This is a genomic window from Citrobacter sp. Cy070, from assembly GCF_030332245.1.
Taxonomy (GTDB): Bacteria; Pseudomonadota; Gammaproteobacteria; order Enterobacterales; family Enterobacteriaceae; genus Citrobacter; species Citrobacter youngae.
On the sequence record NZ_JAOWIG010000085.1, the window covers coordinates 39,039 to 52,416 of the forward strand.

Here is a 13,378-nt window from a genome sequence, read left to right on the forward strand (position 1 = left end):
TGCATGGCATACCAGAAAGAAAGAGGCGACAAATGATCGAAATTGAGACACGACAGTTGGCGGGTATCCCTGTCCTGCACGCCGTTCCGGCTGGCAAACGCGAATGTTCACTCCCTTGTATTATCTTCTATCACGGGTTTACCTCTTCAAGCCTGGTCTACAGCTATTTTGCCGTTGCTCTGGCTCAGGCTGGATTCCGGGTCGTGATGCCAGATGCGGCCGATCATGGTGCCCGCTTCACTAGTGATGCACAGGGGAGAATGTACCGCTTCTGGCAGATTTTGCAGCAAAATATGCAGGAGTTTACGACGTTACGTGCGGCGCTGGTGGCGGAAAATTGGCTATCAGATGAACGACTTGCCGTTGCGGGGGCGTCAATGGGAGGAATGACGGCGTTGGGCATTATGGCCCGCCACCCCGAGGTTAAATGTGTAGCCAGCCTGATGGGGTCGGGCTATTTTACCCGGCTTGCGCAGACGCTTTTTCCCCCTTTGCATGTCCAGACGCCAGAGCAGCAGGTGGAGTTCGATGCCGTTATTGCACCGCTCGCCGAATGGGACGTTACGCATCAACTGCAACGCCTGGCCGACAGACCGTTGCTGCTGTGGCATGGACAGGAGGACGATGTGGTTCCGGCTGTGGAAACTTTTCGTTTGCAGCAGGCGTTAATTCAGGCAGGTCTGGATAACCATCTGACCTGCCTGTGGGAAGCGGGTGTCCGACACCGCATTACGCCAGAAGCGCTGGCTGCGACGGTAGCATTTTTCCGCCAGCACCTCTAAACCCGCAAAATGTTCACGCCCTGAGCTTCAAGTTGTTGCAGAATCTCAGGGTTCGCGTTTTTACCGGTAATCAGCGTATCGATTTGATCGGCGCGACTGAACAGCATTCCCGCACGTTCACCGACCTTACTGCTATCGACCAGCACCACCAGTTTGCCCACCACGTTAAGCATCTTCTGCTCGGCCATCGCGGTCAGCATATCGGTTTTATACAGTCCGTCCGCAGTCAATCCTTTACCGCTGGTAAACATCCAGTGTCCGGCATACAGGCTATTTTCACTGCCTTGCGGGCTAAGCGTGATGGATTGGCTTTTGTTGTATTGCCCGCCCATGATGATCACGCTGTCATGCTCCTGGTCGATCAGATAGTTTGCCAGCGGCAGATAGTTGGTGATGATCTGCACCGGCTTGCCGCACATTTCACGACCCAGCAGGAAAGCGGTCGATCCGCAGTTGATCACCACGCTTTCTCCCGCATTCACAAGCTGGGACGCCGCCTTGGCAATACGGACTTTTTCATCGTGGTTCTGCGCCTGGTGTAAATTCATTGGCGTCCAGCGTGGACGCTGCTGGGTAATAGCTTCTGCGCCGTTGCGGACTTTCTTGAGTTTGCCGCTTTCGTCGAGTTTGTTGATGTCCCTACGCGCCGTTGCGGGTGAAATCCCCAGACGCTCAATTACGTTCTCAACGGTAACAAAGCCCAACTGCGCCAGCATATCCAGCAATATTTGATGTCTTTGTGCTTCAGTCATGAGCTATTCCGATACAAATTGATTTGAAAAGATGATATTTGAAATAGCCTGGAAATACTAAAGTAAAAGGGAAAAAATGCCGGGATAGCCCGGCATTTTGTGTGGATCACAGGAAGGATTTAAACGGTAAATCCGGCTCAATCGTGAAACAGTCATCAAAGCCGCGCGGATAGTGATATTCAAAGTTATCTTTGTCCAGCGGCCAGGTGAATTTGCCGCCTACCTGCCAGATGAATGGCTTAAAGCCATACTTAAGGCGATCTTTTTTCATCTCCCACAGGACGCGGATCTCCTGTGGGTCGGCCTGAAAGTTTGACCAGATGTCATGATGGAAAGGGATCACGACTTTTGTATTCAGCGCTTCCGCCATACGCAGCATGTCGGCGCTGGTCATTTTGTCCGTAATCCCACGAGGGTTCTCACCGTAGGAGCCGAGCGCGACGTCGATCTGATATTCGTTGCCATGTTTTGCATAGTAGTTGGAGTAGTGCGAATCACCGCTGTGGTACAGCGTACCGCCCGGCGTTTTGAACAGGTAGTTAACTGCACGTGCATCCATGCCGTCAGGCAGGATGCCTGCTGCTTTTTGATCTGCAGGCAAGGTGATTAATGCAGTACGATCAAACGCGTCGAGCGCATGAATCTCAATATCGTTTACTTTAACCACGTCGCCCGGTTTCACCACGATGCAGCGTTCTTTTGGCACACCCCAACCGATCCACAGATCCACGCAGGTTTGTGGGCCGATAAACGGCACGTCGTCGGCGCAGTTCTGCATGACGGCTGCCGCAACATTCACGTCGATGTGATCGTTATGATCGTGCGTCGCCAGTACCGCATCGATCTGTCGAATGGCAAACGGATCAAGAACAAACGGCGTGGTGCGCAGGTTAGGCTGCAGTTTTTTTACCCCAGCCATACGTTGCATTTGGTGGCCGGTTTTCATCAGCGGGTTGCCGTGACTCTGTTTACCCGTGCCGCACCAGAAATCGACGCAGATGTTAGTCCCGCCTTCCGACTTCAGCCAAATTCCGGTACAGCCAAGCCACCACATAGCGAAAGTGCCTGGTGCGACCTGTTCCTGTTCGATCTCTTCATTCAGCCAGCTTCCCCACTCCGGGAATGTACTCAGGATCCATGATTCACGCGTGATGCTTTTTACTTTACTCATCGCATTTACCTTCATTTTTGTTCAAATTAAATCAATATGTGATTTGTTTTGATTAATCCTGACATTATTTTTTCATATTGGCAATGGGGTATTTTTGAGCTTTGTGCGGATAACAGAAAAGGTAATGTAATGATTTTAGGTGATTTTACGCTATTCCGATTTCTGTAATTCATTGATTTAATTGGTATTGAATGTTTTTCATAGCATTGAATAATTACCCATTCTTCAAATGTGGTAATTATTTGCGTACTGCATCACATTTAATCAAATTTAATCTTGTTGTGATTACTTTTGAAAATTACAGTGAGTGCACAACATCCTGGCGTGTGGAAAGCCCGGCAACTTCGTCTACTGGAGATCGTTATGGAGATCCTCTACAACATCTTTACCGTCTTTTTTAATCAGGTTATGACCAACGCCCCGCTGTTGCTGGGGATTGTGACCTGTCTTGGCTATATCCTGTTGCGTAAAAGTGTCAGCGTTATCATTAAAGGCACGATCAAAACGATTATCGGTTTTATGCTGCTGCAGGCGGGATCTGGCATTCTCACCAGCACGTTCAAACCGGTAGTGGCGAAGATGTCCGAGGTTTACGGTATCAATGGCGCGATCTCCGATACCTATGCTTCCATGATGGCAACCATCGAACGTATGGGGGATGCCTATAGCTGGGTAGGGTACGCGGTACTGTTGGCGCTGGCGCTAAACATTTGTTACGTACTGCTACGGCGGATAACCGGTATTCGCACCATCATGCTGACCGGGCACATCATGTTCCAGCAGGCGGGCCTGATTGCCGTCTCTTTCTACATCTTTGGTTATTCCATGTGGACGACCATCATCTGCACTGCGGTGCTGGTGTCGCTCTACTGGGGTATTACCTCCAATATGATGTACAAACCGACCCAGGAAGTGACCGACGGTTGCGGTTTTTCCATCGGTCACCAGCAGCAGTTCGCCTCGTGGATTGCCTACAAAGTCGCGCCTTACCTGGGTAAGAAAGAGGAGAGCGTGGAAGATCTCAAGCTGCCAGGCTGGCTGAATATCTTCCATGACAACATCGTTTCTACCGCGATAGTGATGACCATTTTCTTCGGCGCGATCCTGCTCTCTTTTGGTATTGATGTGGTTCAGGCTATGGCGGGTAAAACCCACTGGACAGTCTATATCCTGCAGACTGGTTTTTCGTTCGCCGTCGCTATTTTCATCATCACCCAGGGTGTACGTATGTTCGTTGCTGAACTTTCAGAAGCGTTCAACGGTATCTCTCAACGTTTGATTCCCGGCGCGGTGCTGGCCATCGACTGCGCGGCGATTTATAGCTTTGCTCCTAACGCGGTGGTCTGGGGCTTTATGTGGGGCACTATCGGCCAACTGATTGCGGTGGGCATCCTTGTGGGCTGCGGCTCCTCCATCCTGATTATCCCAGGCTTTATCCCGATGTTCTTCTCGAACGCCACTATCGGCGTATTTGCTAACCACTTTGGCGGCTGGCGCGCGGCGCTCAAGATTTGCCTGGTGATGGGGATGATCGAAATCTTTGGCTGCGTCTGGGCGGTGAAGCTTACCGGTATGAGTGCCTGGATGGGCATGGCGGACTGGTCAATTCTGGCGCCGCCGATGATGCAGGGTTTCGCCTCCATCGGCATCGTGTTTATGGCCGTCATTATTCTGATTGCACTGGCTTATATGTTTTTCGCAGGGCGTACGTTGCGCGCTGAGGAAGACGCAGAAAAACAACTGGCAGAACACTCTGCTTAAAAAGGAGTTCCGATTATGACCGTACGTATTCTGGCTGTATGTGGCAATGGGCAGGGCAGTTCCATGATCATGAAAATGAAGGTGGATCAGTTTTTAACCCAGTCAAATATCGACCATACGGTAAACAGCTGTGCCGTGGGGGAATACAAAAGTGAACTGAGCGGCGCAGATATCATCATCGCCTCTACCCATATTGCCGGCGAGATTACCGTATCTGGCAATAAATATGTTGTCGGCGTGCGCAACATGCTGTCTCCCGCCGATTTTGGACCAAAACTGCTGGAAGTGATCCAAGCGCATTTCCCACAGGACGTGAAGTAAGGACGCACCATGAAACTACGTGATTCGCTGGCAAACAATAATTCCATCCTTTTACAGGCCGAGGCCAGCACCTGGCAGGAAGCGGTAAAGCTTGGCGTGGATCTGCTGGTTAAGGCTGATGTGGTTGAACCACGCTACTACCAGGCCATCCTTGATGGCGTTGAGCAGTTTGGCCCGTACTTTGTGATTGCGCCAGGCCTGGCGATGCCGCATGGACGTCCCGAGGAAGGGGTTAAGAAAACCGGTTTTGCGCTGGTGACGCTGAAAACGCCGCTGGTGTTTAACCACGAAGATAACGACCCGGTCGATATTCTGATCACGATGGCGGCAGTTGACGCCAACACGCATCAGGAAGTGGGCATTATGCAGATCGTGAATCTGTTTGACGACGAAGCCAATTTCGACCGTTTACGCGCCTGCCGCACCACGCAGGAAGTGCTGGATTTAATTGATAACGCCACTGCGGCGGCTGTTTAAAAGGATACCAAAATGTCATTACCTATGTTGCAGGTAGCGCTGGATAACCAATCAATGTTTTCCGCGTATGAAACGACGCGTCTGATTGCCGAAGAGGTCGATATCATTGAGGTGGGTACGATTCTTTGCGTGGCAGAGGGCGTTCGTGCCGTTCGCGATCTGAAGGCGCTTTACCCGCATAAAATAGTGCTGGCGGACGCTAAAATTGCCGACGCGGGCAAAATCCTCTCCCGCATGTGTTTCGAAGCCAACGCTGACTGGATTACTGTCATCTGCTGTGCCGATATCAACACCACCAAGGGTGCGCTGGAGGTGGCGAAAGAATTTAACGGTGACGTACAGATTGAACTGACCGGCTACTGGACCTGGGAGCAGGCGCAGGAGTGGTGTGACGCGGGTATTGGGCAAGTAGTCTATCACCGCAGTCGTGATGCGCAGGCGGCAGGCGTGGCGTGGGGAGAGGCGGATATCAGTGCGATCAGGCGTTTGGCCGATATGGGCTTTAAAGTTACCGTTACTGGTGGTCTGGCGCTGGAGGATCTGCCGCTGTTCAAAGGGATCCCGATTCACGTCTTTATCGCTGGTCGCAGCATTCGCGACGCGGCCTCTCCGGTTGAGGCCGCTCGTCAGTTTAAACGTTCCATCGCCCAGCTGTGGGGATAAGGAGCGGCTATGTTGTCGAAACAGGTCCCGCTCGGTATTTATGAAAAAGCACTCCCCGGCGGGGAGTGCTGGCTCGAACGCTTGCAACTGGCGAAGGAACTGGGCTTTGACTTTGTCGAAATGTCGGTTGATGAAACCGATGCCCGTCTGGCGCGTCTTGACTGGAATCGCGAGCAGCGACTGGCGCTGGTGGCGGCTATCGCCGAGACAGGGATACGAGTACCGTCCATATGCCTGAGCGCTCATCGTCGTTTCCCGCTTGGCAGCGAAGATGATCGGGTGCGCGAACAGGGGTTGGAAATTATGCGTAAAGCCATTCAGTTTGCGCAGGATATTGGTATTCGCGTTATTCAACTGGCGGGTTACGACGTCTATTACCAGCAGGCCAATAACGAAACGCGTCGTCGGTTTCGCGATGGGCTAAAAGAGAGCGTGGAGATGGCGAGCCGTGCGCAGGTGACGCTGGCGATGGAAATCATGGATTATCCGCTGATGAATTCGATCAGCAAGGCGTTGGGTTACGCCCACTATCTCAACAATCCGTGGTTCCAGCTGTATCCCGATATTGGCAATTTGTCGGCGTGGGATAACGACGTGCAGATGGAACTGCAGGCTGGGGTAGGCCATATCGTCGCGGTACATGTGAAGGATACCAAACCTGGCGTATTCAAAAATGTGCCGTTTGGTGAAGGAGTCGTTGATTTCGAACGTTGTTTTGCGACGCTCAAACAGAGTGGATACTGCGGGCCATACCTGATTGAGATGTGGAGTGAAACGTCGGATGACCCGGTACGTGAAGTTGCGAAGGCGCGCGATTGGGTGAAAACGCGTATGGCCAACGCAGGTCTGGTGGAGGCGGTGTAATGCAAAAACTTAAACAGCAGGTTTTTGAGGCTAACATGGATCTGCCGCGCTACGGGCTGGTGACATTTACCTGGGGCAACGTCAGCGCCATTGACCGCGAGCGCGGGCGGGTGGTGATCAAGCCCAGCGGCGTCGCCTACGAGCACATGACCGTTGATGATATGGTCGTGGTCGATATGTCAGGGAAGGTGATAGAAGGCGGCTTTCGTCCTTCTTCCGATACCGCCACCCATCTGGCGCTCTACCAGCGTTATCCGTCGCTGGGCGGAGTCGTGCATACGCACTCTACTCATGCCACGGCCTGGGCGCAGGCGGGGCTGGCGATCCCGGCACTGGGTACCACTCACGCGGACTACTTCTTTGGCGATATCCCTTGTACCCGAGCATTAACTGAAGCTGAAGTGCAGGGCGAGTATGAGCTGAATACCGGCAAGGTGATCATTGAAACGCTGAGCAACGAAGAACCACTGCATACGCCGGGTATTGTGGTGTATCAGCACGGTCCCTTTGCCTGGGGCAAAGATGCTCACGACGCAGTACATAACGCTGTTGTGATGGAAGAGGTGGCAAAAATGGCATGGATTGCGCGTGGCATTAACCCGGCTCTCAGCGCTATTGACGGTTATCTGATGAATAAGCACTTCATGCGTAAGCACGGCCCAAACGCCTATTACGGGCAGAAGTAAGAAAAAACGTTCCGAAGCCAACTCCTCATGGGGATGAGATCGGTCTGGCTGCGGGATTTTTTTGCAAAAAAAAGCCCCCAATGAAGGGGGCAAGTCAAACTGTGGCAATGTTCTCGTTGGTTATTTCTGGGTGCTAGCGATAAATATCTGCACTGGCGTGCATATTTCCGTTACTACCGGGTTCCCTGGTGAGGATCACGTGATAGTAGGTTGCGCCTTGCGCATCGGTTTCTTCATTCAGGGCCTGAGTGGCTTCACTTTCAGTGGCGAAGTTATGATTTATGTAAATAACGCCTAAGCTCTGCACATCATCCATATTCCTGGCCTGATGATTGTCAATTTTGATGGCTGCCGTTGCATTTGCACTGAGCAAAAGTACAGCCAGAAGGGTCAAAACACGGGCTCGCATAGGTACCTCCTCGACTGCGGTCTCTGGTTAGCTCTCTCCTGTGAGTGGATAACTTCTGATTTAATTTTAACTGCTGCCGGCGCAGTCGATAGCGACCATTTCTGATGCAGTTGTTCAAAAAATTACCGCAAAGCCATCTTTTCTTTAATTAACAATCAGCTGATGCCTTCCGCTGCGGTTAAAAATACCTGCCTTACGCGCATAAGCTCTTACCAAATAGTCAATTTAATCGGGTGAGTACGCCGTTTATAGTGAGCCAGATAATTAATATAACTTTATGATAATAAGGCAAAAACTTATGGATACTTCATTCATGGATTTCAGCTACTTTGTGATTATGTTTATGGTCGCGCTGGTGGCAGGCTTTATTAATGTGGTGTCGGGCGGCGGCGGTTTTCTCTCTATTGGCGCATTATTGATTTCCGGTTTACCCCCGGCTAACGCGCTGGCAACCAATAAGATTCAGGCGTTGGGCAGTTCGCTGACCTCCGGAATTTACTTTTTACGCCGGGGACATATTAATGTGCAGGAACACAAATATGTCTTTTTATCTGCCTTTATCGGTTCTGCGCTGGGCACGACGCTTATCCAGTTTATTGAGCCGGACGTGTTGAAGAAACTGCTGCCGATCCTGATTATCGCGGTCGCTATCTACTTTATTTCTGCGCCTAATCTTAGCGAACCGAAAAGGAAGCAGCAGGTATCCCTGTTTCTCTTCTCGTTGATCTGCGGGGGAGGTATTGGGTTTTATGATGGTTTTCTCGGTGCCGGGGCCGGCTCCTTTTATACGCTCTGCTACATCCTGCTGTGGGGATACAGCATCGATAAGGCGCAAATTCACTCGAATTTTATCAACCTGGCGTCGAACATTGCCTCGATTCTGTTCTTCATTTTCGGTGGTAAAATGATCTGGTCGCTGGGGCTGGTGATGTTTGCCGGTCAGTCCCTTGGCGCACGTCTTGGTGCGACGGTGGTACTGACGCGCGGGAAGAAAGTTATCCGGCCGATGATTGTCATTGTCTCCATTTGCATCAGCGTCAAAATGCTGCTGGATATGTATTAATGGCGACACGATAAATAATCGTACAAGCACCTTGAGTTTACCTGCTGACCCCAGTATTATGACGCGTCATTTTTCAGCCGACCTTTAACACGTTCCTTGCCTCCATGGGCCTCGGCTGACCCAGACAGGAGGCTGAATAATCCGTAAGGAGCAATTCGATGCGTCATTACGAAATCGTTTTTATGGTCCATCCTGACCAGAGCGAACAGGTTCCGGGTATGATCGAACGCTACACTGCTGCCATCACTGGTGCAGAAGGCACGATCCACCGTCTGGAAGACTGGGGCCGCCGTCAGCTGGCTTACCCGATCAACAAACTGCACAAAGCTCACTACGTTCTGATGAACGTTGAAGCGCCGCAGGAAGTGATCGATGAGCTGGAAACTACCTTCCGCTTCAACGATGCCGTTATCCGCAGCATGGTTATGCGTACTAAACACGCTGTTACCGAAGCATCTCCGATGGTTAAAGCGAAAGACGAGCGTCGTGAACGTCGCGATGATTTCGCTAACGAAACCGCAGATGATGCTGAAGCTGGGGATTCTGAAGAGTAATTTCTGATGGCCAACCGTCTGGCGCTGTCCGGCACCGTGTGCAGGGCTCCCCTTCGAAAGGTCAGTCCATCAGGAATTCCTCATTGCCAGTTCGTGCTTGAGCATCGTTCTGTGCAGGAGGAAGCCGGGTTTCACCGGCAGGCGTGGTGCCAAATGCCCGTTATTATTAGCGGACACGAAAACCAGGCCATTACTCACAGTATAACGGTCGGTAGCGCAGTAACCGTTCAGGGGTTCATCTCTTGCCACAAGGCAAAGAACGGCCTGAGCAAAATGGTTCTGCATGCCGAGCAGATTGAATTGATAGATTCTGGAGACTAGCCATATGGCACGTTATTTCCGTCGTCGCAAGTTCTGCCGTTTCACCGCGGAAGGCGTTCAAGAGATCGACTATAAAGATATCGCTACGCTGAAAAACTACATCACCGAAAGCGGTAAGATTGTCCCAAGCCGTATCACCGGTACCCGTGCAAAATACCAGCGTCAGCTGGCTCGCGCTATCAAACGCGCTCGCTACCTGTCCCTGCTGCCGTACACTGATCGTCATCAGTAATCGGTCACGGTCCATTAATACGACTTTGAGAGGATAAGGTAATGCAAGTTATTCTGCTTGATAAAGTAGCAAACCTGGGTAGCCTGGGTGATCAGGTTAACGTTAAAGCGGGCTATGCTCGTAACTTCCTGGTACCACAGGGTAAAGCTGTTCCTGCTACCAAGAAAAACGTTGAATTTTTCGAAGCGCGTCGCGCTGAACTGGAAGCCAAACTGGCTGACGTTCTGTCCGCTGCTGAAGCTCGTGCTGAGAAAATCAACGCACTGGAAACCGTAACCATCGCGTCTAAAGCTGGCGACGAAGGTAAACTGTTCGGTTCCATCGGTACTCGCGACATCGCTGACGCTGTAACTGCAGCTGGCGTTGAAGTTGCTAAGAGCGAAGTTCGTCTGCCGAACGGCGTTCTGCGTACCACTGGTGAGCACGAAGTGAGCTTCCAGGTTCACAGCGAAGTGTTTGCTAAGCTGACTGTAAACGTAGTTGCAGAATAAGTTTTTATTCTGATGACCGCGTAAAAGCGCCGGCCCTGTGCCGGCGTTTTGCTTTTCTACCCTCCTGTTTTTCGCTCTGGCTATTCTTTGTCCTTTTCGGGATAATCATAAAAATAAAACATTATTTCAAAGTGGTGATGGAATGGAACCAACGCACCAACCTCTGTTCGCGCGTAAAAATGTTGTCTACCTGGGCGCAGCCTTCTGTTGTCTGTTGTGGGGGAGCGCTTATCCAGCGATAAAAAGCGGATACGAGATCTTCCAGATTGCCACGGATGACATTCCGTCAAAAATTGTCTTTGCCGGCTATCGCTTCCTGTTTGCGGGATTATTGCTGCTACTGTTGGCGATGGCGCAGCGTAAACCGATTGGCCGGTTAAGCCTGCGTCAGTACGGCCAACTCACGCTGTTGGGGCTGACGCAAACCTCGCTGCAATACATCTTCTTCTATATTGGCCTGGCGTTCACGACGGGGGTGAAAGGGTCCATCATGAATGCGACCGGGACATTCTTTAGCGTGCTGTTGGCCCATTTTATCTATCAAAACGACAAACTAAGCTACAACAAAGCACTAGGTTGTATTCTGGGTTTTACCGGCGTGATGGTGGTGAACTTTAACAGCGGAATGGATTTTAGCTTCAGCCTGTTAGGTGATGGTTCAGTGGTGATAGCGGCCTTTATCCTTTCTGCCGCCACGCTATACGGTAAACGCATTTCTCAGACGCTAGACCCGACGGTCATGACAGGCTACCAACTGGGGATGGGCGGTCTGGCGTTAGTTATCGGCGGTTATGCTTTTGGTGGCACGCTGACCGTACACGGCTTAGCTTCAGTGGCTATTCTGGGTTACCTGACGTTGCTTTCATCGGTGGCCTTCGCTTTGTGGAGCATTTTGCTCAAGTACAACCGCGTGGGGATGATTGCGCCGTTTAACTTCCTGATCCCGGTTTCGGGGGCGGTGCTGTCGGCGATATTCCTCGGCGAAAACATTCTCGAATGGAAATATGCGCTGGCGCTGGTGCTGGTCTGTTCGGGGATCTGGTGGGTGAATAAGGTGAAGCGTTAGTGCTTCACCTTGAGGCCTGATGGCGCTACGCGCATCAGGCCTACTGACTGAGACAGTCTTAGCGTGCGCGAATAAAGCTGCCGTTGGGCTGGCGGGTAAACAATATCTGCTGACCATTTCCGCTATCAATGGTTAACCCGGTCACCACCCCGTTAGCATTCTGCCTGATTTGGATCATCTGGCCGTCTTTCAAATTGCTCAGCGGCTTCCCGGCACCTTCCACTTGCGCCATGGCGTACACATCAGTTGGCGGAAGGTTATGGTCCCGGAAGACCTGCGCCAGCGTTTTCCCTGAGTCTACGCGGTAGGTACGCCACTGCTGCTCAATACCACTATTCTGCTGAAAGGGCTGCGTCTGAGGCTGTGATTGCTGAGCCTGCGGCTGCGCGTCTGGTTCTCCTTCCTGGATGGGTTCCGGCGCAACGGGAGCCACCTGGCCGGGATCGTTTTGCGGGGCCACTAACTGTGCCTGAAGCTGAGCCTCGGTTGGCGGCTGCGACTGTGACTGTAAATCCAGCTGGGCAGTACGCGTAACCACAGGGGTATCAGTAGTGTCACTGGAAGGAAGCAGGAAACCTATCACCAGCACGATAGCAGCAATAATAATGCCGCGTCGGTGCATAGGCGGTAGCGGGTCCATAATGCGAAAATTGTCCGGTGCATGCCAGATTTTCGCCAGGGTTGGTTTTAATTCAAAGCGCCCGGGCATGGCTTTCCTCCTGCTCCGCGTCTCGTTCCTCTGTCATAGAGTATAGATCGCTAACTCTATGATACTTGTTCAGGTACCCGCTTTCGTGACATTGATGCGGGCAATAGCATTGTTTCTTTTTCCTCGCGATTTGTCATCTGTTCCCGAGACAAAGTTTTACCGGATGCGGCATGGCTGATATGCTGCCCGCTACTTTACATCCGATGAAAGGAAATATGATGGCTAACCCGACTTTTGACACTATCGAAGCGCAAGCAAGCTACGGCATTGGTTTGCAGGTAGGACAACAGCTGAGCGAATCCGGTCTGGAAGGGCTGTTGCCTGAAGCGCTGGTAGCGGGTATCGCTGATGCGCTGGAAGGTAAACACCCGGCAGTGCCTGTTGATGTTGTGCACCGTGCGCTGCGTGAAATTCACGAACGTGCTGATGCAGTACGTCGCGAGCGTTTCCAGGCTATGGCGGCTGATGGCGTCAAATATCTGGAAGAAAACCGTGAGAAAGAGGGTGTGAACAGCACTGAATCCGGTCTGCAGTTCCGTGTTCTGACTCAGGGCGAAGGTTCTATCCCGGCACGTACCGACCACGTACGCGTGCATTATACCGGTAAACTGATCGACGGTACCGTGTTTGACAGCTCTGTTGCGCGTGGCGAACCGGCTGAATTCCCGGTTAACGGCGTGATCCCTGGCTGGATTGAAGCACTGACCCTGATGCCGGTAGGTTCGAAATGGGAACTGACTATTCCTCAGGAACTGGCTTACGGTGAGCGTGGCGCTGGCGCATCCATTCCTCCGTTCAGCACACTGGTATTTGAAGTTGAGCTGCTTGAAATCCTGTAAGCAGTAACTTCTGTTCCCCCCGACGCTGGGGGGAGCAACAAAATAGCGTGAAAAGCTATAGTTACGTCGATGTCGATATTTTATCTTGCAAATGATGTTATTGCGTGTATTTTTGTGAACTGATTCTCGCTATCAGAGTGATATGACACTCACTTTAAACATAAAATTAACATTATATCTAAATCTTAGTATTCATCCCGCCGATTCTTACCTAATA

At 51.5% G+C, this 13,378-nt stretch carries 18 protein-coding genes; 14 read left to right on the top strand and 4 right to left on the bottom strand.

Features of this window, described 5'->3' with window-relative positions; translation table 11 throughout:
• Positions 1-32: 32 nt before the first annotated feature.
• A complete protein-coding gene (gene yjfP, locus OGY19_RS17295) occupies positions 33-782 on the top strand; it encodes an esterase (RefSeq protein WP_115601102.1) in 750 nt (249 codons plus the stop codon).
• Here yjfP and ulaR read toward each other — a convergent pair.
• Together ulaR and ulaG are read right to left on the bottom strand one after the other, a co-directional pair.
• Positions 779-1,534: an HTH-type transcriptional regulator UlaR gene (ulaR, locus tag OGY19_RS17300; RefSeq protein WP_061067103.1), complete on the bottom strand. Its 756-nt coding sequence runs from the start codon at positions 1,532-1,534 to the stop codon at positions 779-781. The two genes, yjfP and ulaR, sit on opposite strands and share 4 nt — an antisense overlap.
• 106 nt (positions 1,535-1,640) lie before the next feature.
• A complete protein-coding gene (gene ulaG / locus OGY19_RS17305; protein ID WP_115601101.1) occupies positions 1,641-2,705 on the bottom strand; it encodes an L-ascorbate 6-phosphate lactonase in 1,065 nt (354 codons plus the stop codon).
• Between the two features lie 363 nt (positions 2,706-3,068).
• Here ulaG and ulaA point away from each other — a divergent pair, with 363 nt between their 5' ends.
• From ulaA to OGY19_RS17335, 6 genes are read left to right on the top strand one after another with little or no spacing between them, the layout of a single operon-like run.
• Complete coding sequence (gene ulaA / locus OGY19_RS17310) at positions 3,069-4,466, top strand: PTS ascorbate transporter subunit IIC (RefSeq protein WP_040232971.1); 1,398 nt, start codon at positions 3,069-3,071, stop codon at positions 4,464-4,466.
• A gap of 15 nt (positions 4,467-4,481) precedes the next feature.
• Positions 4,482-4,787, top strand: a complete 306-nt coding sequence (gene ulaB, locus OGY19_RS17315) for a PTS ascorbate transporter subunit IIB (RefSeq protein WP_115601100.1) — start codon at positions 4,482-4,484, stop codon at positions 4,785-4,787.
• A 9-nt stretch (positions 4,788-4,796) separates the two neighbouring features.
• Positions 4,797-5,264, top strand: coding sequence for a PTS ascorbate transporter subunit IIA (gene ulaC, locus OGY19_RS17320; RefSeq protein ID WP_115601099.1), 468 nt, complete (start codon positions 4,797-4,799; stop codon positions 5,262-5,264).
• 12 nt (positions 5,265-5,276) lie between these two features.
• Positions 5,277-5,927 (top strand): 3-keto-L-gulonate-6-phosphate decarboxylase UlaD, encoded by a 651-nt coding sequence (locus tag OGY19_RS17325; protein ID WP_115601098.1) that lies wholly within the window; start codon positions 5,277-5,279, stop codon positions 5,925-5,927.
• A gap of 9 nt (positions 5,928-5,936) precedes the next feature.
• Positions 5,937-6,791 carry an L-ribulose-5-phosphate 3-epimerase gene (locus OGY19_RS17330; RefSeq protein WP_115601097.1) on the top strand — a complete coding sequence of 285 codons (855 nt, stop codon included), beginning with the start codon at positions 5,937-5,939 and terminating at the stop codon, positions 6,789-6,791.
• On the top strand, positions 6,791-7,477 hold the full coding sequence (locus tag OGY19_RS17335) for an L-ribulose-5-phosphate 4-epimerase (RefSeq protein ID WP_115601096.1): 687 nt from the start codon (positions 6,791-6,793) through the stop codon (positions 7,475-7,477). The genes OGY19_RS17330 and OGY19_RS17335 overlap by 1 nt, the downstream gene beginning before the upstream one ends.
• 133 nt (positions 7,478-7,610) lie before the next feature.
• On the opposite strand, the gene yjfY is transcribed toward OGY19_RS17335, so the two are convergent.
• Entirely contained in the window at positions 7,611-7,886 is a 276-nt protein-coding gene (gene yjfY, locus OGY19_RS17340) for a DUF1471 family protein YjfY (protein ID WP_003025668.1), read from the bottom strand.
• 298 nt (positions 7,887-8,184) lie between these two features.
• Here yjfY and OGY19_RS17345 point away from each other — a divergent pair, with 298 nt between their 5' ends.
• The 6 genes from OGY19_RS17345 (at position 8,185) to OGY19_RS17375 (ending at position 11,613) form a co-directional block, all read left to right on the top strand.
• Complete coding sequence (locus OGY19_RS17345; RefSeq protein ID WP_061067108.1) at positions 8,185-8,949, top strand: TSUP family transporter; 765 nt, start codon at positions 8,185-8,187, stop codon at positions 8,947-8,949.
• A 158-nt stretch (positions 8,950-9,107) separates the two neighbouring features.
• Positions 9,108-9,503, top strand: a complete 396-nt coding sequence (gene rpsF / locus OGY19_RS17355) for a 30S ribosomal protein S6 (RefSeq protein WP_003025672.1) — start codon at positions 9,108-9,110, stop codon at positions 9,501-9,503.
• A 6-nt stretch (positions 9,504-9,509) separates the two neighbouring features.
• Positions 9,510-9,824, top strand: a complete 315-nt coding sequence (priB, locus tag OGY19_RS17360; protein ID WP_043018188.1) for a primosomal replication protein N — start codon at positions 9,510-9,512, stop codon at positions 9,822-9,824.
• Positions 9,825-9,828: 4 nt separating this feature from the next.
• Entirely contained in the window at positions 9,829-10,056 is a 228-nt protein-coding gene (gene rpsR / locus OGY19_RS17365; RefSeq protein WP_000135199.1) for a 30S ribosomal protein S18, read from the top strand.
• A 41-nt stretch (positions 10,057-10,097) separates the two neighbouring features.
• Positions 10,098-10,547, top strand: a complete 450-nt coding sequence (gene rplI, locus OGY19_RS17370; RefSeq protein WP_003025676.1) for a 50S ribosomal protein L9 — start codon at positions 10,098-10,100, stop codon at positions 10,545-10,547.
• Between the two features lie 142 nt (positions 10,548-10,689).
• A complete protein-coding gene (locus OGY19_RS17375; protein WP_115601095.1) occupies positions 10,690-11,613 on the top strand; it encodes a DMT family transporter in 924 nt (307 codons plus the stop codon).
• 58 nt (positions 11,614-11,671) lie between these two features.
• Here OGY19_RS17375 and OGY19_RS17380 read toward each other — a convergent pair whose 3' ends face one another.
• The gene (locus tag OGY19_RS17380; protein WP_048212872.1) at positions 11,672-12,322 is read right to left on the bottom strand and encodes a LysM-like peptidoglycan-binding domain-containing protein; all 651 of its coding nucleotides are present in this window, start codon (positions 12,320-12,322) and stop codon (positions 11,672-11,674) included.
• A 218-nt stretch (positions 12,323-12,540) separates the two neighbouring features.
• Here OGY19_RS17380 and bamJ point away from each other — a divergent pair, with 218 nt between their 5' ends.
• A complete protein-coding gene (bamJ, locus tag OGY19_RS17385; RefSeq protein ID WP_048213487.1) occupies positions 12,541-13,161 on the top strand; it encodes a BamJ family beta-barrel-assembly machinery protein in 621 nt (206 codons plus the stop codon).
• The last annotated feature ends 217 nt before the right edge of the window (positions 13,162-13,378 follow it).

Bases quoted from the DNA above. Each gene is read 5' to 3' on its own strand.
- yjfP (WP_115601102.1), top strand. From the start codon at position 33: ATGATCGAAATTGAGACACGACAGTTGGCGGGTATCCCTGTCCTGCAC.
- ulaR (WP_061067103.1), bottom strand. From the start codon at position 1,534: ATGACTGAAGCACAAAGACATCAAATATTGCTGGATATGCTGGCGCAG.
- ulaG (WP_115601101.1), bottom strand. From the start codon at position 2,705: ATGAGTAAAGTAAAAAGCATCACGCGTGAATCATGGATCCTGAGTACA.
- ulaA (WP_040232971.1), top strand. From the start codon at position 3,069: ATGGAGATCCTCTACAACATCTTTACCGTCTTTTTTAATCAGGTTATG.
- ulaB (WP_115601100.1), top strand. From the start codon at position 4,482: ATGACCGTACGTATTCTGGCTGTATGTGGCAATGGGCAGGGCAGTTCC.
- ulaC (WP_115601099.1), top strand. From the start codon at position 4,797: ATGAAACTACGTGATTCGCTGGCAAACAATAATTCCATCCTTTTACAG.
- OGY19_RS17325 (WP_115601098.1), top strand. From the start codon at position 5,277: ATGTCATTACCTATGTTGCAGGTAGCGCTGGATAACCAATCAATGTTT.
- OGY19_RS17330 (WP_115601097.1), top strand. From the start codon at position 5,937: ATGTTGTCGAAACAGGTCCCGCTCGGTATTTATGAAAAAGCACTCCCC.
- OGY19_RS17335 (WP_115601096.1), top strand. From the start codon at position 6,791: ATGCAAAAACTTAAACAGCAGGTTTTTGAGGCTAACATGGATCTGCCG.
- yjfY (WP_003025668.1), bottom strand. From the start codon at position 7,886: ATGCGAGCCCGTGTTTTGACCCTTCTGGCTGTACTTTTGCTCAGTGCA.
- OGY19_RS17345 (WP_061067108.1), top strand. From the start codon at position 8,185: ATGGATACTTCATTCATGGATTTCAGCTACTTTGTGATTATGTTTATG.
- rpsF (WP_003025672.1), top strand. From the start codon at position 9,108: ATGCGTCATTACGAAATCGTTTTTATGGTCCATCCTGACCAGAGCGAA.
- priB (WP_043018188.1), top strand. From the start codon at position 9,510: ATGGCCAACCGTCTGGCGCTGTCCGGCACCGTGTGCAGGGCTCCCCTT.
- rpsR (WP_000135199.1), top strand. From the start codon at position 9,829: ATGGCACGTTATTTCCGTCGTCGCAAGTTCTGCCGTTTCACCGCGGAA.
- rplI (WP_003025676.1), top strand. From the start codon at position 10,098: ATGCAAGTTATTCTGCTTGATAAAGTAGCAAACCTGGGTAGCCTGGGT.
- OGY19_RS17375 (WP_115601095.1), top strand. From the start codon at position 10,690: ATGGAACCAACGCACCAACCTCTGTTCGCGCGTAAAAATGTTGTCTAC.
- OGY19_RS17380 (WP_048212872.1), bottom strand. From the start codon at position 12,322: ATGCCCGGGCGCTTTGAATTAAAACCAACCCTGGCGAAAATCTGGCAT.
- bamJ (WP_048213487.1), top strand. From the start codon at position 12,541: ATGGCTAACCCGACTTTTGACACTATCGAAGCGCAAGCAAGCTACGGC.